This window comes from Agathobacter sp. LCP21S3_B2, assembly GCF_052118705.1.
Classification (GTDB): domain Bacteria; phylum Bacillota; class Clostridia; order Lachnospirales; family Lachnospiraceae; genus Roseburia.
The window spans coordinates 1-20,659 of sequence record NZ_JBQKGQ010000009.1 but is presented as its reverse complement, the minus strand read 5'-3'; the positions used below and the strand labels follow the sequence as shown (position 1 = coordinate 20,659).

Sequence of the window (20,659 nt, the reverse complement as noted above, 5' to 3'; positions counted from 1 at the left end):
CCAGAAATAAAGTTTAGGAGGAATTGCAAAATGGCAAACAAGTGGGTATATACCTTCAAAGAGGGTAACATGACCATGCGTAATCTTCTCGGTGGTAAGGGTGCTAACCTCGCTGAGATGACAGAGATTGGACTTCCTGTACCACAGGGTTTCACAATCACTACAGAGGCTTGTACACAGTACTACGAGGATGGACGTAAGATCAATGATGAGATTATGGCTCAGACTATGGAAGGTGTAAAATGGATGGAAGAGGTTAACGGAAAGAAATTCGGTGACCTTAAGAATCCTCTTCTCGTATCTGTTCGTTCAGGTGCCAGAGCTTCAATGCCAGGTATGATGGATACAATCCTTAACCTTGGTCTTAATGATGATGTTGTTGCAGCTATGATCGCTGGTAACCCAGATCCAGCATTCGAGCGTTTCGTATATGATTCATACAGACGTTTCATTCAAATGTTCTCAGACGTTGTTATGGAAGTAGGAAAGAAGTACTTTGAGCAGCTCATCGACAAGATGAAAGAGGACAGAGGTGTTAAATTTGACGTAGACCTTACAGCAGCTGACCTCAAAGAGTTAGCAGAGCAGTTCAAGGCTGAGTACAAGAATCAGTTAGGAACAGATTTCCCTTCAGATCCTGTAGAGCAGTTAAAGCTTGCTATCGAGGCTGTATTCCGTTCATGGGACAACCCACGTGCAAATGTTTATAGAAGAGATAACGATATCCCTTATTCATGGGGAACAGCTGTTAACGTAATGCCTATGGTATTCGGTAACTTAAATAACGAGTCAGGTACAGGTGTTGCATTCACACGTGATCCTGCAACTGGTGAGAACAAGCTTATGGGTGAGTTCCTTATCAATGCACAGGGTGAGGACGTTGTTGCCGGTGTTCGTACTCCAATGCCAATCGCTCAGATGGAGCAGGAGTTCCCGGAGGCATACGCTGAGTTCCTTAAGGTTTGTGAGACTCTTGAGAATCACTACCATGATATGCAGGATATGGAGTTCACAGTTGAGAACAAGAAGCTCTATATGCTTCAGTGCCGTAATGGTAAGAGAACAGCTCCTGCTGCTCTTAAGATCGCTTGCGATTTAGTAGATGAGGGACATAAGACACCAGCTGAGGCTGTTGCAATGATTGACCCTCGTAACCTTGATACATTATTACATCCACAGTTCGATGCTGCTGCACTTAAGGCTGCAACTCCAATTGGAAAGGGTCTTGGAGCATCTCCAGGAGCTGCTTGTGGTAAGGTTGTATTCACAGCTGATGATGCTGAGGCATGGGCTGAAAGAGGAGAGAAAGTCGTACTTGTACGTCTTGAGACATCTCCAGAGGACATCACAGGAATGAAGGCTGCTCAGGGTATCCTTACAGTTCGTGGTGGTATGACATCTCACGCAGCCGTAGTTGCACGTGGTATGGGAACATGCTGTGTATCTGGTTGTGGTGATATCAATATGGACGAGGAGAACAAGAAGTTCACACTTGCAGGACAGACATTCACAGAGGGTTCTGAGATTTCTATCGATGGTACAACAGGAAACATCTACGCTGGAATCATCCCAACAGTTGATGCTTCAATCGCTGGTGAGTTCGGACGTGTTATGGCATGGGCTGATGAGTTCAGAAGACTTAAGGTTCGTACAAATGCAGATACTCCTGCAGATGCTAAGAAAGCTCGTGAGCTTGGTGCAGAGGGAATCGGACTTTGCCGTACAGAGCATATGTTCTTCGATCCAGAGAGAATTGCTGCATTCCGTGAGATGATCTGCTCTGATACAGTAGAGGAGAGAGAGACAGCTCTTAACAAGATTCTTCCATATCAGCAGGGAGATTTCGAGAAATTATACGAGGCTCTTGAGGGATGCCCAGTAACAATTCGTTTCCTTGATCCACCTCTTCATGAGTTCGTTCCTACAGAGGAGGCTGACATCGAGAAGCTTGCAAAGGCTAAGAATAAGTCAGTAGAGGAAATCAAGGCTATCTGTGAGTCACTCCATGAGTTCAACCCAATGATGGGTCACAGAGGATGCCGTCTTGCAGTTACATATCCTGAGATTGCTAAGATGCAGACAAAGGCTGTTATCCGTGCAGCTATCAATGTAAAGAAAGCTCATCCAGACTGGGATATCGAGCCTGAGATCATGATCCCATTAGTATGTGAGATCAAAGAGCTTAAGTTCGTTAAGAAGATTGTAGTTGAGACAGCTGATGCTGAGATCGCTGCTGCAAACGCTGACATCAAGTACCATGTAGGTACAATGATTGAGATCCCAAGAGCTGCTCTTACAGCTGATGAGATCGCTACAGAGGCTGATTTCTTCTGCTTCGGTACAAACGACCTTACACAGATGACATTCGGATTCTCTCGTGATGATGCAGGTAAGTTCCTTAACGCTTACTATGACAACAAGATTTTCGAGAACGATCCATTTGCTAAGCTTGACCAGACAGGTGTTGGTAAATTAATGGAGACAGCTATTAAGCTTGGAAAACCTGTTAATCCTAACCTTCACGTTGGTATCTGTGGAGAGCACGGTGGAGATCCTTCATCAGTTGAGTTCTGCCACAAGATTGGACTTGACTATGTTTCATGTTCACCATTCCGTGTACCAATCGCTCGTCTTGCTGCAGCACAGGCTGCTATCGCTGAGCAGGCAAAATAGACAAAGATTTTAATTTAAAAGTCTATATATAAATTTTGCAAGGGAAAGTATATAATACTTTCCCTTGTATTTTATTTTTGAAAAACAGGAGGATTATTAATGAAAATAGCAGTAACATATGAGAATGGTCAGATTTTTCAGCATTTCGGTCATTCTGAGAATTTTAAAATATATGAGACAGAAGGAAAGAATATTGTCAGTGCTAAGGTAATCGGAACTGATGGAGCCGGTCACAGCGCATTGGCAGCTCTTCTTAATGATAACGGCATCAATGTACTTATATGTGGTGGAATCGGTAATGGTGCGGTTGCGGCACTTTCAGAAGCCGGAATTGAAGTATATTCAGGAGCCGATGGAGAGGCAGATGCGGCTGTTGAAGCATATCTTAACGGAGATTTAAAGTCAGCCGGAGTAAACTGTGACCACCATCACGAGCACGAAGAAGGTCATGGCTGTGGACATTGTGGAAGTCATGAGCATGAAGACGAATTAAACTGTGGAAGTGGCTGTGGCGGTTGTGGTGGAGGCTGTGGCACATTTACACCATCATTTGAAGGACCAAATGTAGGAAAGAAAGTAAAGGTTCATTATAAAGGAACATTTGATGATGGAACACAGTTTGATTCTTCCTACGACAGAGGGGAACCGCTTGAATTCACATGTGGAGCCGGAATGATGATTCAGGGCTTTGACAAGGCTGTTGCCACAATGAATGTAGGAGATGTTATTGATGTCCATCTTATGCCTCAGGAGGCATATGGCGAATCTGATCCAAACGCTTTCATAACACTGCCTATAAGTGAGCTCCCTGGGGCAGAGGAGCTTAAGGTTGATGATAAGATATATCTTCAGAATATGTATGGACAGTCATTCCCGGCAAGGGTTGCTGCATTAACTGATACAGATATTACATTTGACGCTAATCACGAAATGGCAGGTAAAGAACTGAATTTCAGAATCGAACTTGTGGAAGTTTTATAGAATATAGGCCTGTTATTTCTCCCTCTTTCTGATATGCACTTCCGGAATTGCCACGTTGTCATATGTCAGTTTGTAATCATGTGAGCCTGATTCTTTTTTTGATTTGAAATATTTTACACGTTTTTTGGTGTTATGAAAATATTTAATTCAAAATTTTCGTAAATTGCGTAGACTTGTTTGGCAAAAAATAATATAATATATAGGTTAAATAAAATAAAGGAAGGAATTATTATGGAAATTTTTGACATTATTAAGTCTATTATATTTGGAATTGTGGAAGGAATCACAGAGTGGCTTCCTATCAGCAGTACAGGACATATGATACTGCTGAATGAAGTATTACCTCTTAGAATCGGTAAGAATCCGGATGATTTTTACAGCATGTTTGAGGTAGTAATCCAGCTTGGAGCTATCATGGCTGTTGTAGTATTGTTCTGGAGCCAGATATGGCCATTCGGAAAGAAAAACAACAAAGCACCTTTGGCTAAAACAGGTGTCGGCTCATGGATTAAGACAGACATTTTTGTATTATGGTTTCATATATTAGTATCCACAGTGCCTGCTGCAATTGTCGGAATATTATTTGATGATTTATTTGAAGAGTTATTTTATAATTTTCAGACAGTAGCTATCATGCTTATTATTTTTGGTATTGCATTTATTGTTGTTGAAACAAAACACAGCGGAAGGTCTGCAAGAATCAATTCTCTCGTTGACATAAGCTATACAACAGCACTTTTGATTGGATTGTTTCAGCTTATAGCTGCAGTGTTCCCCGGAACCTCACGTTCAGGCGCAACAATTGTCGGCGCACTGCTTATAGGAGTTTCAAGAACTATTGCTGCAGAGTATACGTTTTTCCTTGCAATACCTGTTATGTTTGGTGCAAGTCTTCTTAAGCTGGTCAAATTTGGTTTCCATTTTACAGGAGAGGAGGCAGCAATACTCATAATCGGAATGATTGTAGCATTTGTTGTTTCAATGTTTGTTATTAAATTTTTGATGGGATACATAAAAAAACACAATTTTATAGTATTTGGCTGGTATCGAATAGTTCTGGGAGTGGTAGTTCTTCTATGCGGAGTTGCCGGACTTTTATAGTAAATAAAGGTTTTGAATAGCCGCAAATAACGTATAAATTAAGATATCTCGTGCAAATTTGAAAGGGTGATAAAGATATGCATGATGAATTGACAGCAAATGATATTAAAAAAATGGAAGAAGAGATAGAGTATCGCAAGCTTGTTGTCAGAAAAAAAGCTCTGGATGATGTAAAGGTTGCAAGAGCTCAGGGCGATTTGAGTGAGAATTTTGAATATAAGGCTGCAAAACAGTTCAAAAATCAAAATGAAAGCCGTATAAGGTATCTTGAGAAAATGATAAAGACTGCTGTTGTAATCTCAGATGAATCTAATGATGACGAAGTTGGCATGTTTAATACTGTAGATGTTTATTTCGAGGATGATGATGAGACAGAGACATATAAGATTGTCACTACAGTGAGGGGAAATTCATTAAAAAATCTTATAAGTAAGGAGTCTCCTCTTGGAGCCGCAATTTTTGGGCACAAGGTAGGAGACCGCTGTGAAGTAAAGGTGAATGATAGCTATTCTTATTTTGTGAAAATTATGAAAATAGAAAATACTGTCGATGATGGCAGTGATGATCTTAGAAAGTTTTAATTAAAAAATGGAGGGGAATTTATTATGATAATACTGACTACGTTTGGACGTTTTCAGGCCTCTGAAAAAAATACCGTGATGGATGAAAAACTGTGGAGATCTGCGAAGGTTGGCCAGCTTTTTGTATATCTTGTCATGAACAGGGAGCGTTCTATTGGGGTGGATGAGCTTACAGAACATTTGTGGCAGAATGATGATCCGACAGATAATCCCGGTGGAGCATTAAAAAATCTTGTATACAGACTTAGAAAAGGCCTGAAGGACGCTTTTGGTGACAGGGAATACATTTTAAGCGGCAGAGGGTCATATAAATGGAATACTGATGTGGCAGTTAAAATGGATGTGGAGGATTTTGAAAAATATCTGAAATCAGCAAGTGTCGATAAATGTACACATACAGAGCAGACTATAAAGCAATATGAACAGGCTGTCGATTTATATAACGGAGATTTCTTGTTGCAATGGACAGATATACACTGGATTGCAACACTTAATACATATTATCATTCACAGTTCATCACAATAGTCAAGTCACTGGCAAATATCTATGCTGAGGAGGAACGCTATAATGAGCTGGAAAAATTATGTAACAAGGCACTAACCTTTGAGTATGGAGATGAGCAGATTTACTGCTATCTGATAGAGGCACGCATGCGCATGAAGAAGGTCCAGCTTGCGTTCGAATCATACGAGAAAGCAAAAACCATAATGGATAAAGAGCTTGGCGTCAGAAAAACCACGATGCTGAATAAAGTATATGATGAGTTGCTTGCTGTCACAAAGGGAAAGGACAGCTATGATATAGACCAGGTTAAGGAGGATATGAACGAGGAAAACATGAATGGTGTGTTTTTCTGCGGATATCCTGTATTTAAGGAGATATATCATCTGGAGGTTCGCAAAAGCGAGAGAACACCTGTTCCTCAGAACCTTGTCCTCTTTACATTTTTCTCTGAAAAGCAGCAAAATCATAACGTATTTAAACTTCGTATACCAAATGCAATGAAATCTCTCGAGCACGTGCTGAAAATGTGTCTCAGAGTTGGTGACGTGGCGGCGAAATACAGTGATACGCAGTATATTGTGCTGTTGTCCAAGTGTGATTATGACGTTGCGCCTCTGGTGGCTGACAGAATAGTCAGAAAGTTCAAAAAGATATTTAGTGTATCAGAGGAAATTAATATCAAATACGACATCGAACCGGTTTCGGCTGAGAACAGCATGGTTAACGACAAGAGCATAGTTGACAATAACAGAGGTGTATAATTGTGAGAAAAGTATTTAGTATAATTACATCGATAATTTTGTTAATTCTAATTTTAATAATCGGAATATTGTTTGTACCTAAGCTATTTGGAATACAGCCAATGGTTGTTGTCAGCGGCAGCATGGAGCCGACATACAAGATAGGCAGTCTCTTATACGTAAAAGAGGACACAGCTGATATTGAGGTTGGTGATGCGATTACCTTCTACAGAAATGGTGAGCTGGTTACCCACCGTGTGGCAGAAATCAACAAAACAGATCACACATATACCACAAAGGGAGATGCAGTGCAGGTTACAGACCCTCAAAGCGTGAAGAAATCTGATATTCTTGGAAAACCGGTATTTGATATTCCTATGGTTGGCTATCTGGCAGGACTTCTTAACTCGACCGGGGGCAAGGTGATTTATATTATGATTATTATCATAGTTACAGCTCTTATGCTAATCTGTGATATAAAAAGTAAATCATAAATTAATTTTTGTGGACAACCTTTATATATAAACGAGAGGTAAACATATGGTTAAAAAAGTTGTAAGATGGATTTTACTGATAGTTGGTCTGGTACTTGTTGTCTACTCAGGAATCAATTTGTATAAAATATTTTCAGATTATAAAAGCTCCGATGATTTATATGATAAGCTTGAGCATGAGTATATTGCAGAAAGGAAGAACACAGAAAACAATACACAGGAAAAACAGTGGTATGATGATATTTCAGTTGATTTTGCAAGCTTAAAGCAGCAAAATCCGGATGTGGTAGGCTGGATATATTTTGAAAATGAAGATATCAGCTATCCGGTGATGTACTCGGGAGATGATGATTATTACCTGAGAAAAACCTTTGACAGGCAGCATGCCACTGCCGGCTCCATCTTTTTGGAGGGCAATAATAATACAGATTTTAATGATTGTCACACCATAATTTATGGTCACAATATGAAAAATCTGTCAATGTTTGGAAAACTCAAATACTACAACAGAGATGAAAGCTACTATGATGAGCATCAGTATTTTCAGATTCTTGTAGACGGAAAGAAATACCGTTATCAGATTTTTTCATATGAGACCGTAGATGACTCAAGTGAAGAATATACGGTTGGTTTTGAGCCGGACGAGACATTTGGCAAATTTGTGGACAGGATGACCAATTCATCACAAAAAGATACAGGTATCAAACCGACTAAGGATGATAAGATAGTTACGCTGTCTACATGTTCTACAAGTGGAGAAACATACCGGTTTGTTGTTCATGGAGTACGTGTAGATGAACATTAAAGAGCGCAAGTCTTATACAAAACGCAAAATTAAAAGTATAATTAACAAATGGAGCATACAAAATGAAAAAAGAAGATGAATTGCTGAGAGATCTCACTGAAATGATTAAGGATACACAAAAGGGAGCTTTGAAATGGAAGGTAACAGCGCAGACTACCGAATACAATGATGAATCACAAAAACCTAAGGTCACAGAGGAAGGTGTGGAATGGACGGTAGATGAGTGCTTTGTATCATATGAATGCCAATACAAGGATAAGGATTTTGTGATGATTACCTACGAGATGATTCACAGCACAGGAACCAAAAGACAGACCACAAACCTTGTGTTTTTACCACCTCTCGGAATCCGGTATTTTGACATTGATATATTGTTACCGTATTCAGTCAAGGCTTCCAATGTATTGACATATGAGATTCATACACTCTGGGTATTACTGCTTGATATGTATAAGAAGGATAAGACAAGTGTATTACTTGATATAAGCCCAAGAAAACTGACTATCGAGGAATAACAAACATATAATCTATATAAGAATTGACAGGCTGCCGGTCACACAGAGGTGTGAGTGGTAATTTGTACAAAAAGCGGAAACTCAATTTGTGTATATAGTTTCTTGAAATATTTTATATTTATGGTAATATATACCTATAGAAACTATATGCACGAAATTAGTTTCCGCTTTTTTGAAAGGACAAATTATATGATATCAGAAAAAAAAGAAGAAATTCTTGAGGCAACCATCAATGTATTTAAACTTAAAGGACTCAGATTTACGATGGATGATATTGCAAAGGAGCTTTCTATCAGCAAAAAAACAATATACAAGGTTTTTGATAAAAAAGAGACAATGTTCCTGTGCATGGTCGATTACTGCTTTGATAAAATCGATAACGAAAAAAACAAGGTGCTTATTGATGATAAGTTGTCAACGCTTGATAAAATCACTGCAGTACTCAGTTCTCTGCATGACAGTTACAGATCAATAGATTTTGATAAACTGTATGTTTTGAAAAAAGATTACCCTTTGATATATGAAAGGGTTGAAAATAGACTTGAAAGCGGTTGGGAAAACACTATAGCTCTTTTGAAGCAGGGGATAAACGAGGGTGTTGTGAGACCTGTTAACCTTCAGATATTTAAAACTATGTTTGAGGTTACGCTTGAGCAATTTTTCAAAAGGGACGTTCTCGTAAAAAACAATATTTCTTACAATGAAGCGCTTGATTCTGTAGTGGATATTATGATTAACGGTATCGCAAATAAATAAGTAAAGGTACAGTTATTTTAGAATGATGTACCGGATAACTGAGGTTAAAATGAATGAGAATTACATTGAACCATAAAAATCAAGGAGGAATGAGTATGTATGCAGTAATAACAGGTGCAAGCTCCGGAATCGGTGCGCAGTTTGCAAAACGGCTGGCAAGAGATGGATATGATCTGATTCTTGTTGCCAGAAGAGAAGACAGGTTAAAGCAGCTTGAGAAAAAAATAACAGCCAGGTATAAAAATATTAATTGTGTGATTTTTACAGCCGACCTGTTGAATCTCGATGAATGTCAGAGACTTACGGATTACATTGAAAAAATGGATGTAGAAGTGTTTATCAATAATGCCGGTTTTGGTGATTGCGGAAAATTTGAGGATACAGATATTGCAAAAGAGCTGGATATGATTGATTTAAATGTCCGTGCCATGCATTTCCTGACCAAAAAGACGCTTATTCAGATGAGACAAAAGGACAGTGGCTATATCCTTAATGTTGCAAGCTCTGCAGGACTGATTCCAGCCGGTCCTTACATGGCTACGTATTATGCAACAAAAGCATATGTGGCTAGTCTTTCACGTGCAGTGGCAAAAGAGCTTCGACAGTATAATAGCGGTGTCTATGTGGGGTGTCTGTGTCCGGGACCGGTGGATACAGAGTTTAATGATGTTGCCAATGTCAAATTTGCTCTTAAGGGAATTTCGGCTGAATACTGTGCAAACTATGCCATAGACATGATGAAGAAGAAAAAGACGGTAATAATTCCGACACTGCAGATGAAAGTTGTAACAGCCTGCGGAAGGCTCATTCCTCAAAGCTTATATATTTCATTGGTTTCACATCAGCAGAAGAAAAAATTTCTTTCTCGGGCATAATGACTAAAATAAATTTAAAAATTGGTGAAATTAACATATTTACAGTTTTGAAAATTTGAAATATAATATTCACGAAAATAATCGAAAAGGAATGTGCAAATATGGAGCTTGGAGCAATATATTCAAAAGAAAAAACTGTATTTAGTGTTTTTTCACCTATTGCTGAAGAAATATCAGTAATATTGTATGACAACGGCATAGAGGGAGACGCAATTAAAAAGGTGCCAATGTCTAAATCTGACAATGATAATTCAAACACCTGTCATCCTGACATTTTTACTGTTGTAATTGATGGTGATTTGAATGGAAAATACTATACATATGAAGTTAAAACCGCAGACGGAGTTTTTGAATCTCATGACCCATACGCGAAGGCATGCGGAGTAAACGGTCATAGGTCTATGGTTGTTGATTTGTCAACCACCAATCCCGAAGGGTTTACAGAAGAGAAGATTCCAAAATGTGATGATCCGATGAACATGGTTATCACAGAGGTGTCTATAGCTGATGTGTCGTCAGATGCGTCGGCACATTCAAAATATCCCGGTAAATATAAAGCCTTTACAGAGCCACAGATACTTGGTTATTTCAAGGAGCTTGGAGTCACACATCTGCAGATTCTGCCGTCATATGATTTTGGAAGTATAGATGAAAGCAGACCTGACCTTGAACAGTACAACTGGGGATATGACCCTTATAACTATAATATTCCTGAGGGCTCTTATTCCACGGATCCGTTTAATGGAGCTGTCAGAATAAAAGAGTATAAAGAGATGGTTCAGGCAATCCATGAGGCCGGAATTGGCGTGATTATGGATGTGGTTTACAATCACACCTACAACGTGTTTGACAGTTGTTTCTATAAGACCTCGGGCAATTACTTTTATCGCATGGATCCTGAGGATGAGACAAAGTATTCTGATGCATCCGCATGTGGTAATGAGATAGCCACAGAAAAAACTATGGTCAGAAAATATATCATAGATTCGCTTTGCTATTGGGCAAGTGAGTATCATATCGACGGATTCAGATTTGATCTGATGGGAGTCATTGATATTGAGACAATGAATTTGGCAAGGGAAGCATTGTTGAAAATAAATCCTGATATAATTATGTATGGTGAGGGCTGGACAGGCGGACCGGGAGCGATACCGGAGTCGTCCCGTGCTTTAAAATTAAACGATAAAAAGCTGCCCGGAATCGGAATGTTTTCCGATGATATAAGGGACGTTGTCAAGGGTCATGTGTTTTATATGGATGAGCTTGGCTTTGTAAATGGTGGTAAGGGAAAAGAAGAAGAGCTCAAAAAAGCTATAATATGTCCTGCATGGGCAAATACACCGAATCAGGTAATCAACTATCTGTCGTGTCATGATAATTACACTCTGTGGGACAGATTTATTGTATCAAATTCGAATGAAACCACAGAGCAGAGGCTTCGCATGAACAGGCTGGCTGCAGGAATATTATTTACTGCACAGGGAATACCGTTTTTCTTAAACGGAGAAGAGTTTGCCAGAACCAAGACAGCTAAAGAGGGGGAAGCACCTGTTGAAAACAGCTATTGCAGTCCTCTTTCAATAAATGTCATATCTTATGACAGAGCTGAAAAATACAGTGATTTGAGAGATTATTATAAGGGTCTTATATCACTCAGAAAGCATCACAAGGCTTTCAGGCTTGATACAATTGAGCAGATTCATAAATCGGTACATTTTATAGATGATGTGCCGGAGGGAGTGGTGGCATATACCATTGAGACTCCTGACGAAAATATGTTTGTAGCATACAATTCATGTAAAAATAAAATCAGCATTAAATTACCTGATAATGCGTCGGGAAATGGCTGGAACGTGCTTGCAGATGACAAACATGCTGGCAGCACAGTTCTTTATACAATAAAAAATCAGGCATCAATACCTGAGGTATCATGCCTGATTGCGGTAAGTAAATAACTGATATTTAACAGTTGTTAAATTAATCAGTGAGTTGACTTGTTGATATAATTTGTCTTGTATTTTGAATATACAATTCTCTGGCTGCGATAGAGACCAAAGTATCCTGAAAGCATGTAGCTGAAAGGAATTGCCAGTAAAAAGTAAGGCATTCCATCGTAGCCAAACAGCTCGAAGCTGATAAGCAGCGAGGTGATTGGGCAGTTTGTGACACCGCAGAAGAGTGAAGTCATTCCCACTGCTGCACAAAGAGATGGTGAAAAACCTATTATGTTTCCGAACAGGCAGCCAAAGGTTGCTCCTACAAAGAACGATGGAACAATTTCACCGCCCTTGTAGCCGGCACCGAGTGTCAGTGCTGTAAATATAATTTTCAGTATAAAAGCCTCAGGTCTGACAGAGCCGTCAATAGAACTTTGAATAATATTGATTCCGGTTCCGTTATATGTCTGGTTGCCCACCAAAAGTGTTGCCACAATGACAAGACAGCCGCCGACAAAGGCTCGTATATATCTGTTTTTAAAATACTTTTTGTATGCCCACTCTGATGAATGCAGGGCAACACATAAAAGTATACTCACCAAGGCACAGAAAATAGCGAGTATTGATATTTTTATCGAATTGAAAATCGTAAAATCCGGTATGTCATCAATTATGAAAAATTTGTTTGTTGCATTAAAATATACTGCTATTCCGTGTGCAATCAGTGAGCTGATGACACATGGAACAAGAGCAATATAATACATTACACCTACACTAATCATTTCCATTGAGAATATAGCGGCAGCCATAGGCGTACCGAAAAGTGCACTGAATGCGGCAGACATACCACACATAATCATTACGTGCTTGTCCTTTTCATCAAAACGGAATACATGGCCAATTGAGTTTCCGATGCTGCCTCCCATTTGAAGAGCTGCACCTTCTCGACCGGCGGAGCCGCCAAACAGATGAGTGATGAGTGTAGATATAAATATGAGTGGTGCCATTTGAAACGGAAGCTTATCATCTGAGTGAATAGCTGATATTACAAGGTTTGTTCCGGTATCGTTATCATCCTTAAAAATATGGTAAAGGAAAACGATAGCCACACCGCCTAACGGCAGAAAATATAAAAGCCATGGATATTTCATTCTGAAATCTGTCGCAACAGATAAACAAAAATAAAAGGCTGTACCGCATAAACCGGCAACTATGCCAACAACAATAGAGAAAATAACCCATTTGATTGATACAATTAAACGGTTGAAATTATGTTCAGCCTTGTGCTTTATTAATTCCTTGGTTATTTGATTCATTATTACACCTCTTTTAACATTTTTCTTTTGTTAAAATGATAGTAACATTATGTAAATAAATTTACAAGCTGTTATTTATGATGGTATGATAATAAAAGATGTGGTTGATGTTCTTTATACATTAACCTGTGAATTTGTAAATATCATATGTGATTGCATATGATTAATATAAATAAATATATAAATATATAATTATAATTTAATAATGTAACTAATCAAAGTCCACATAGTTACATATCTAACAAAGGGAGGATTATTATCATGAGAACAAGTGGTATATTAATGCCTATATCATCACTTCCATCGCCATACGGTATAGGAACAATGGGTAAAGAAGCAAGGAGATTTGTCGATTTTCTTGAGAAAGGCGGTCAGACATACTGGCAGATACTTCCAATCTGTCCAACCAGCTATGGTGATTCACCATATCAGTCATTTTCAAGCTTTGCAGGAAACCCGTATTTTATCGATTTAGAGTTACTTTGCAAAGACAAGCTTCTTACCAAAATAGAGTGTGAGTCTTACAAGTGGGGTAAAAAACCACAGTATATCGATTACGGTATCATGTACGTGAACAGATACGATTTGCTCAAAAAGGCATACGATCGTTTTAAAAAGAATGTTCCAGCTGATTATGATGATTTCTGCAAAAATGAAGCTGAATGGCTTGATGAGTATACACTTTTTATGGCATTGAAGGATGCTAACGGTGGAGTAGCATGGTCTGAGTGGGACGAAGACCTCAAGTTCAGAAAACCTGAGGCTATCGAGGCTGCAAGGGAAAAATATAATGACGATATCAATTTCTACAAGATGCTTCAGTATCTGTTTTTCAAGCAGTGGACAGCACTCAAGGCATATGCAAATGACAAGGGAATCAGAATTATAGGAGATGTTCCTATCTATGTTGCAATGGATTCAGCCGATGTATGGGCAAATCCAACACAGTTCTATCTTGACGAGGAGCTCAATCCAATCGAGGTTGCTGGATGTCCTCCGGATGCTTTCTCTGCTGACGGACAGCTCTGGGGCAATCCTCTTTTCAGATGGGATGTCATGAAAAAGGATAAATATAGCTGGTGGACAAAGCGTATCAGTGCCATGGCAAAGCTCTATGATATTGTACGAATTGATCATTTCAGAGGCTTTGATTCATTTTATGCTATCCCTGCAAAGGATGACACTGCAAAGAATGGTGTCTGGAAAGAGGGTCCTGGCATGGATCTTTTCAATGAGCTTGAGAAGAAGCTCGGAAAGCTTCCTATCATTGTAGAGGATCTTGGTTTCCTCACACCTTCAGTTAAGAAGCTTCTGAAGGATTCAGGCTTCCCGGGAATGAAGGTTATCCAATTTGCTTTTGACTCACGCGAGGACAGCGATTATCTGCCTCACAATTATCCGACTCACTGTGTTGTATATACCGGAACCCATGATAATGACACAGTTATGGGTTGGATGAAGACAGCTCCAAAGGAGAGTGTCAAATTTGCAAAGGATTATCTGAATCTCACAAAGGAGGAGGGCTACAATTGGGGTATGATGCGTGCAGCATGGTCATCAGTAGCGGATATGGCAATTGTCCCTATGCAGGATCTTCTGGGACTTGATTCAAAGGCTCGTATCAATATTCCTTCTACTACAGGTGGAAACTGGCAGTGGAGAGCAACACCTGAGCAGATAGACAATAAGCTGGCAAAGAAGCTTCACAGATGTATGGAAATGTATGCTCGTCTGCGTGAGGAGCCGAAAGCTGAGGAAATCGATGCTGAAACAGAAGACAAGAAGACAGCTTCAAAAAAGACGTGCGCTAAAAAAACAAGCGCTAAATAAAAACAATTAATAACAATTAATTAAAAAGAACGCCAACCGGCGTTCTTTTTTTGCATAAATCCCCTGACAAAACAATATACTATAGCATAGTACAGAAAGGGGTCAATTTATGGGCAGCATGGATTTTGATTTATATAAAGATATAAAGTGCCGTACAAACGGTGAAATATACATAGGTGTGGTCGGACCGGTCAGAACAGGAAAATCCACGTTCATAAAGCACTTTATGGAGCTTTGTGTCATTCCAAACATGGACAATGAATACTCAAAAAAACGTGCGGTTGATGAACTGCCGCAATCAGGACAGGGAAAAACAATTATGACAACCGAACCTAAGTTTATACCTCAGGATGCAGTTACGATAGCTCTTGACGACGGTTCAAAGGTAAAGGTGCGTCTGGTGGACTGCGTAGGCTTTACAGTTGGTGACGCGGTTGGCTATTACGAGGGCGAAAACGACAGGATGGTAAAAACACCATGGTTTGACGAGGATATACCTTTTGAGGAGGCTGCCGTTGTAGGAACCAAAAAAGTAATCGAGGAGCATTCGACGGTGGCAGTACTTGTGACAACGGACGGCAGTATAGGTGATATAAAAAGAGAAAGCTATGAAAATGCCGAAAGAGATACTGTTTCATACCTTACAGCATCAGGAAAGCCTTTTGTCATTATAATAAATACAACAAAGCCATATAGCAAAGAAACAAAAATTCTTCAGGCAAAACTAAGCAGGGAATATAATACATCGGTTCTCGCAATAAACTGTGAACAGCTTCAAAATGAACAGATATCCGCAATTATGGAAAAGCTCCTGTATGAATTTGCCGTGACAAGAGTGGACTATGAGATTCCAAAATGGGTTCAAATGCTGCCATCCGACAACAGTGTTAAGCAATCTGTTATTACATATGCAAAGAATTTTCTGCTTCGCATAACCAAAATTAAAGACGTTGCAGATATGAACAACATAATGCCAAAGCCGGAGGATGACATTCTCAAAAATGTTACACTGGTGAAGCTCAGGCTTGACGACGGAACCGTAAAGCTAAAGCTGGAGATTGATGAAAAATACTATTATGAAAACATTTCAGCTCTTTGCAATGTAGAGATAAAGGACGAAAAGGAGCTGATTTCCATGATTATTGAGCTGACACGCGAGCGGAATGCATATGAAAAAATTAAAGATGCCTTCACCAGTGTCCAGCAAAAAGGCTACGGTGTGGTAATGCCGGAGCTTTCTGATATCACAATGGAGGACCCTGTGCTCATAGCACACGGCAGTAAATATGGAGTGAAAATGAAGGCAATTTCCCCATCAATTCATATGATCAGGGCTAATATTGAGACAGAAATTGCACCGATAGTCGGAAGCCGGGAGCAGGCAGAAGACCTTATAAACTACATAAAGGATGGAGAAAAGAGTGGCGAAGGAGTATGGGGCACAAACATATTCGGAAAATCAATCGGAGACCTGATGGAGGACGGAATACGCAATAAAATCCTCCAGATGGATGATGAATGTCAGATGAAGCTGCAGGAGACAATGCAGAAAATCGTTAATGACTCAAATGGTGGAATGATTTGTATAATAATCTAATACAGCCTTTTAATGTCTATAGTCTGAAACATCTGCCTGTTGGCAGATGTTTTTAATAATTTACAACTCAGACTTTCCGGTGCATTTCACCCAATCATCAATATTACCGTTTTGAATAGCAGAGAACAGCCTCTTTTTGACACCCGGATTTTCCAGATTGAGATGTCTGACAAGCTGTTTTACATATTCGCGCCGCGTGTGGCCATCGTAAGGGCATGGATTCTTGCACACCGGCAGATTATATTTATTCTTAAAGCCCTTCACATCTGACTCGCCGACATACATAAGCGGACGGATGATGGTAAGCCCACTGCCGTCCAGCTGTGTAACAGGCGCGAACGAATAAAACTGTCCCTCATATAGCAGGGAAAGAAACATAGTCTCTATAATATCATCCATATGGTGTGCATATGCGATTTTGTTGCAGCCGACAGACAGCGCAAAATCATTCAAAGCTCCCTTTCTAAGCTTTGCGCACCATGAGCAGGGACTAGCCTGATTCTTAGATTTTTCAAGAGATATTCGTCCAATATCAGTTTTCACCACATAAAACTCCACCGAGAGCTCATCACACAGCGCCTTCACCGGCTCCAAATCAAAATCCTCATATCCCAGATCAACCGCAATCGCTACAAGCTCAAAGGGTACAGGATAAAAGCTTCTGATGCCGGAAAGAGCATAGAGTAGTGTGAGAGAATCCTTTCCGCCTGAGACACCGATAGCGATTTTGTCATTTTCAGTTATCATATTGTAGTCGTCAAGGGCCTGACGGACCTTGCTGTATAATTTTTGTAATTTCATGGTAGGTATTATACTACAAATCTGTAAAAAAACAAAGTTTCGAGTTGCGAGGGCAGACTTTGGGACTCGTAATGTGATAAGCTAGAGCCATCATAAGAAAGAAGCAAGAAATAAGATTGCTATTATTCCGATAGTAGAATATAATATTCTTATTATGGAGGTTTCGATTATGGAGTATTTAACAGCAACAGAACTTTCAAAGGTATGGAATATTTCTACTAGAAGAATAGGAGTTTTATGTACAGAGGGAAGAATTGACGGTGCGATTAAAAAAGGAAAAATGTGGTTGATTCCTGATACTGCACAGAAGCCAGCAGATGCAAGGTACAAGAAAAATAAGCATAATGCATAGAACAAACGAAGGAGGCAAATGAAATTGGAAATAATAGATAATGTCAATAAGACACTAAAAGAAGATTTGACAACTGAAATACATAAGGACAGTAAAGTATCTATTGCTGCAGCCTGCTTTTCTATTTATGCATTTGCCGAGTTAAAGAAAGAACTTAAAAATGTGGATGAATTGCGTTTTATTTTCACATCACCAACATTCATTAAGGAAAAAGCAAAGCGTGAAAAGAGGGAGTTTTATATACCAAGACAGGAACGTGAGAGAAATCTGTTTGGTTCAGAGTTTGAAGTTAAGCTTCGTAATGAGATGACACAGAAGGCAATTGCAAAAGAATGTTCGGAGTGGATTCGTAAAAAGGCAGTATTCAAATCAAATGTGACAAATGAAAATATGATGGGATTTATTAATGTAGATGATAAGAATTATATGCCATTAAGCGGATTTACAACAGTAGATTTAGGCTGTGAACGTGGAAATAATGCTTATTATATGGTTCAGAAATCAGAAGCACCAATGAGTACAGCATACTTGCAGCTATTTGAACAGATATGGAATGATTCATCAAAACTGCAGGAAGTGACAGATGAAGTGATAGAGAATATCACAACTGTTTATAATGAAAATTCTCCGGATTATCTGTATTTTGTAACATTATACAATATTTTCAATGAATTTCTTGAAGATGTATCAGATGATGTACTGCCAAACGAGGCAACAGGCTTTAAAGAAAGCAAAATATGGGGGATGCTCTATAATTTTCAGAGAGATGCAGCGTTAGCTATTATCAATAAGCTGGAGAAGTATAATGGCTGTATTTTAGCTGATTCGGTAGGTCTAGGTAAAACATTTACCGCATTGTCTGTAATAAAGTATTACGAGAATAGGAATAAATCTGTGCTTGTGTTGTGTCCTAAGAAGCTGGCAAATAACTGGAATACATATAAGTATAATTACATCAACAATCCGATTGCAGCTGATCGTATGCGCTACGATGTACTGTTTCATACAGATTTAAGCAGAGAGTCAGGAAATTCCAATGGTATGGATCTGGATATGGTAAACTGGGGAAATTATGATCTGGTGGTCATTGATGAATCGCATAATTTCCGTAATGGTGGGAAAATATCCGGTGAGAATGAGAAAGAAAACAGATATCTGAAGCTTCTTAATAAGGTTATACGAAAGGGTGTTAAGACAAAGGTGCTTATGTTGTCTGCCACACCGGTAAATAATCGATTTGTAGATTTGAAGAATCAGATTGCTCTTGCTTATGAGGGTGAAAGTCAGCTACTGGATGAAAAGTTGAATACACATAAGAGTATTGATGATATTTTCAAGCAGGCACAGACTGCCTTTAATACATGGAGTAAGTGGGAACCGGAGGATAGAACTACAAGCAAACTTTTAAGAATGCTTGATTTCGACTTCTTTGAACTGCTTGATAGTGTAACGATTGCACGTTCAAGAAAGCATATTCAGAAATATTATGATACATCCGATATAGGAACATTTCCAAAGAGAAATACACCTATATCAAAAAGACCGGGCTTGACAGATTTAAGCAAGGCAATCAATTATAATGAGATATTTGAAGAGCTGAATCTGCTTAGATTATGCATATATACACCAACTGATTATATCCTGCCAAGTAAATTAGCAAAGTATAAAGATGTGTATGATTCAAACCATGTAAAGGGAGGTCTTACACAGTCTGGTCGAGAGCAGGGAATCAGAAGATTGATGTCAATAAACCTTATGAAGCGAATGGAAAGTTCAGTATATTCCTTCAGGCTGACATTAAAACGTATCAATGATCTTATTACTGATACCATAAAGAGCATTGCAGATTTTGAACATGGCTATAATAAATCCACATTGAATTTAAATGACATTACCAATATGGATTTAGATGGGGATGATCAGAATGATGATGTGTTTGCAATTGGAAAGAAAGTAAGAATAGATATTGCAGATATGGATTATAAGTCATGGAGACGCGAGCTGGAAAGAGATAAGGAAATACTGGATTTGCTCCTTGCGATGATTGCAGATATAACACCTGCTCATGATAGCAAATTGCAGACCTTATTTGATGTGATAGATGAAAAGCAGGAACATCCTATCAATACAGGTAATAAGAAAATTATTATATTTACTGCTTTTGCAGATACAGCGAATTATCTGTATGACACAGTAAGTGTGTATGTGAAGAAAAAATATGGATTAGACACTGCTATTATTACAGGTTCAGTAGATGGAAAGACTACGATCAAAGGATTAAAAACAGACTTAAATACAGTATTAACATGTTTCTCTCCAATGTCTAAGGGAAAAAGTCTCTTATTACCGAACGAAAAAGCAGAAATAGATATATTGATAGCAACGGATTGTATATCGGAAGGTCAGAATTTACAGGACTGTGATTATCTGATTAATTATGATATACATTGGAATCCGGTTCGTATTATCCAGAGATTTGGACGAATAGACCGAATCGGAAGTAAGAATGAATGTATCCAGCTGGTAAACTTCTGGCCCAATATTACATTGGATGAATATATTAATCTTAAAGCCAGAGTAGAAACACGAATGAAAATCGTGGATATGACAGCTACGGGAGATGACAATGTTCTCAGTCCGGAGGAAAAGGGAGATTTAGAATATCGAAAACAGCAGCTCAAGAGGTTACAGGAGCTTCCTGTATAATTTAAATTGTAAAGGGAGTTGACCAAAGAAAATACCTCAAGTAAATTTAGATTATTACTGACCGGCAAAGTTGGTAAAATCTAAAGAATACAAG

General features: G+C 38.9%; 17 protein-coding genes. 15 read left to right on the top strand and 2 right to left on the bottom strand.

The features are described 5' to 3' along the window. Positions 1 to 30 precede the first annotated feature (30 nt). From ppdK to pulA, 11 genes are all read left to right on the top strand, one after another. Positions 31 to 2,673, top strand: a complete 2,643-nt coding sequence (gene ppdK, locus ACTQ1L_RS07915) for a pyruvate, phosphate dikinase (protein WP_321110197.1) — start codon at positions 31 to 33, stop codon at positions 2,671 to 2,673. 99 nt (positions 2,674 to 2,772) lie between these two features. After that, on the top strand, positions 2,773 to 3,654 hold the full coding sequence (locus ACTQ1L_RS07910) for an FKBP-type peptidyl-prolyl cis-trans isomerase (RefSeq protein ID WP_321110198.1): 882 nt from the start codon (positions 2,773 to 2,775) through the stop codon (positions 3,652 to 3,654). A gap of 231 nt (positions 3,655 to 3,885) precedes the next feature. Next, positions 3,886 to 4,755 (top strand): undecaprenyl-diphosphate phosphatase, encoded by an 870-nt coding sequence (locus ACTQ1L_RS07905; protein ID WP_441366426.1) that lies wholly within the window; start codon positions 3,886 to 3,888, stop codon positions 4,753 to 4,755. Between the two features lie 77 nt (positions 4,756 to 4,832). Continuing rightward, entirely contained in the window at positions 4,833 to 5,336 is a 504-nt protein-coding gene (greA, locus tag ACTQ1L_RS07900) for a transcription elongation factor GreA (RefSeq protein WP_441366425.1), read from the top strand. A gap of 24 nt (positions 5,337 to 5,360) precedes the next feature. Then, positions 5,361 to 6,602, top strand: coding sequence for a BTAD domain-containing putative transcriptional regulator (locus tag ACTQ1L_RS07895; RefSeq protein WP_441366424.1), 1,242 nt, complete (start codon positions 5,361 to 5,363; stop codon positions 6,600 to 6,602). Between the two features lie 2 nt (positions 6,603 to 6,604). Continuing rightward, positions 6,605 to 7,075 (top strand): signal peptidase I, encoded by a 471-nt coding sequence (locus ACTQ1L_RS07890; protein ID WP_321110202.1) that lies wholly within the window; start codon positions 6,605 to 6,607, stop codon positions 7,073 to 7,075. Positions 7,076 to 7,121: 46 nt separating this feature from the next. After that, entirely contained in the window at positions 7,122 to 7,880 is a 759-nt protein-coding gene (gene srtB / locus ACTQ1L_RS07885) for a class B sortase (RefSeq protein WP_441366422.1), read from the top strand. Between the two features lie 62 nt (positions 7,881 to 7,942). Next, positions 7,943 to 8,395 carry a hypothetical protein gene (locus ACTQ1L_RS07880; RefSeq protein ID WP_441366420.1) on the top strand — a complete coding sequence of 151 codons (453 nt, stop codon included), beginning with the start codon at positions 7,943 to 7,945 and terminating at the stop codon, positions 8,393 to 8,395. A 189-nt stretch (positions 8,396 to 8,584) separates the two neighbouring features. Continuing rightward, on the top strand, positions 8,585 to 9,151 hold the full coding sequence (locus ACTQ1L_RS07875; RefSeq protein ID WP_441366419.1) for a TetR/AcrR family transcriptional regulator: 567 nt from the start codon (positions 8,585 to 8,587) through the stop codon (positions 9,149 to 9,151). Between the two features lie 95 nt (positions 9,152 to 9,246). Further along, positions 9,247 to 10,026: an SDR family NAD(P)-dependent oxidoreductase gene (locus ACTQ1L_RS07870; protein ID WP_441366418.1), complete on the top strand. Its 780-nt coding sequence runs from the start codon at positions 9,247 to 9,249 to the stop codon at positions 10,024 to 10,026. A gap of 101 nt (positions 10,027 to 10,127) precedes the next feature. Continuing rightward, the gene (gene pulA / locus ACTQ1L_RS07865; protein WP_441366416.1) at positions 10,128 to 11,981 is read left to right on the top strand and encodes a type I pullulanase; all 1,854 of its coding nucleotides are present in this window, start codon (positions 10,128 to 10,130) and stop codon (positions 11,979 to 11,981) included. 26 nt (positions 11,982 to 12,007) lie between these two features. On the opposite strand, the gene ACTQ1L_RS07860 is transcribed toward pulA, so the two are convergent. Further along, positions 12,008 to 13,279, bottom strand: a complete 1,272-nt coding sequence (locus ACTQ1L_RS07860) for a chloride channel protein (protein ID WP_441366414.1) — start codon at positions 13,277 to 13,279, stop codon at positions 12,008 to 12,010. A 261-nt stretch (positions 13,280 to 13,540) separates the two neighbouring features. Between ACTQ1L_RS07860 and malQ the strand changes: the two genes are divergently transcribed. Beyond that, positions 13,541 to 15,109 carry a 4-alpha-glucanotransferase gene (malQ, locus tag ACTQ1L_RS07855; protein WP_441366412.1) on the top strand — a complete coding sequence of 523 codons (1,569 nt, stop codon included), beginning with the start codon at positions 13,541 to 13,543 and terminating at the stop codon, positions 15,107 to 15,109. A gap of 109 nt (positions 15,110 to 15,218) precedes the next feature. Continuing rightward, positions 15,219 to 16,706, top strand: coding sequence for a stage IV sporulation protein A (gene spoIVA, locus ACTQ1L_RS07850; RefSeq protein WP_331675595.1), 1,488 nt, complete (start codon positions 15,219 to 15,221; stop codon positions 16,704 to 16,706). A 60-nt stretch (positions 16,707 to 16,766) separates the two neighbouring features. Here the strand turns inward: spoIVA and ACTQ1L_RS07845 are convergent, their stop codons facing one another. Further along, positions 16,767 to 17,507 carry a tRNA lysidine(34) synthetase gene (locus ACTQ1L_RS07845; protein WP_441366410.1) on the bottom strand — a complete coding sequence of 247 codons (741 nt, stop codon included), beginning with the start codon at positions 17,505 to 17,507 and terminating at the stop codon, positions 16,767 to 16,769. Between the two features lie 169 nt (positions 17,508 to 17,676). On the opposite strand from ACTQ1L_RS07845, the gene ACTQ1L_RS07840 reads away from it, so the two are divergent. Beyond that, positions 17,677 to 17,859 carry a DNA-binding protein gene (locus ACTQ1L_RS07840; protein WP_178681642.1) on the top strand — a complete coding sequence of 61 codons (183 nt, stop codon included), beginning with the start codon at positions 17,677 to 17,679 and terminating at the stop codon, positions 17,857 to 17,859. Between the two features lie 24 nt (positions 17,860 to 17,883). Beyond that, positions 17,884 to 20,565, top strand: a complete 2,682-nt coding sequence (locus ACTQ1L_RS07835; RefSeq protein WP_441366408.1) for a helicase-related protein — start codon at positions 17,884 to 17,886, stop codon at positions 20,563 to 20,565. Positions 20,566 to 20,659 lie beyond the last annotated feature (94 nt).

Coding starts and splice junctions, on each gene's coding strand:
- ppdK (WP_321110197.1), top strand. CDS start 31: ATGGCAAACAAGTGGGTATATACCTTCAAAGAGGGTAACATGACCATG.
- ACTQ1L_RS07910 (WP_321110198.1), top strand. CDS start 2,773: ATGAAAATAGCAGTAACATATGAGAATGGTCAGATTTTTCAGCATTTC.
- ACTQ1L_RS07905 (WP_441366426.1), top strand. CDS start 3,886: ATGGAAATTTTTGACATTATTAAGTCTATTATATTTGGAATTGTGGAA.
- greA (WP_441366425.1), top strand. CDS start 4,833: ATGCATGATGAATTGACAGCAAATGATATTAAAAAAATGGAAGAAGAG.
- ACTQ1L_RS07895 (WP_441366424.1), top strand. CDS start 5,361: ATGATAATACTGACTACGTTTGGACGTTTTCAGGCCTCTGAAAAAAAT.
- srtB (WP_441366422.1), top strand. CDS start 7,122: ATGGTTAAAAAAGTTGTAAGATGGATTTTACTGATAGTTGGTCTGGTA.
- ACTQ1L_RS07880 (WP_441366420.1), top strand. CDS start 7,943: ATGAAAAAAGAAGATGAATTGCTGAGAGATCTCACTGAAATGATTAAG.
- ACTQ1L_RS07875 (WP_441366419.1), top strand. CDS start 8,585: ATGATATCAGAAAAAAAAGAAGAAATTCTTGAGGCAACCATCAATGTA.
- ACTQ1L_RS07870 (WP_441366418.1), top strand. CDS start 9,247: ATGTATGCAGTAATAACAGGTGCAAGCTCCGGAATCGGTGCGCAGTTT.
- pulA (WP_441366416.1), top strand. CDS start 10,128: ATGGAGCTTGGAGCAATATATTCAAAAGAAAAAACTGTATTTAGTGTT.
- ACTQ1L_RS07860 (WP_441366414.1), bottom strand. CDS start 13,279: ATGAATCAAATAACCAAGGAATTAATAAAGCACAAGGCTGAACATAAT.
- malQ (WP_441366412.1), top strand. CDS start 13,541: ATGAGAACAAGTGGTATATTAATGCCTATATCATCACTTCCATCGCCA.
- spoIVA (WP_331675595.1), top strand. CDS start 15,219: ATGGGCAGCATGGATTTTGATTTATATAAAGATATAAAGTGCCGTACA.
- ACTQ1L_RS07845 (WP_441366410.1), bottom strand. CDS start 17,507: ATGAAATTACAAAAATTATACAGCAAGGTCCGTCAGGCCCTTGACGAC.
- ACTQ1L_RS07840 (WP_178681642.1), top strand. CDS start 17,677: ATGGAGTATTTAACAGCAACAGAACTTTCAAAGGTATGGAATATTTCT.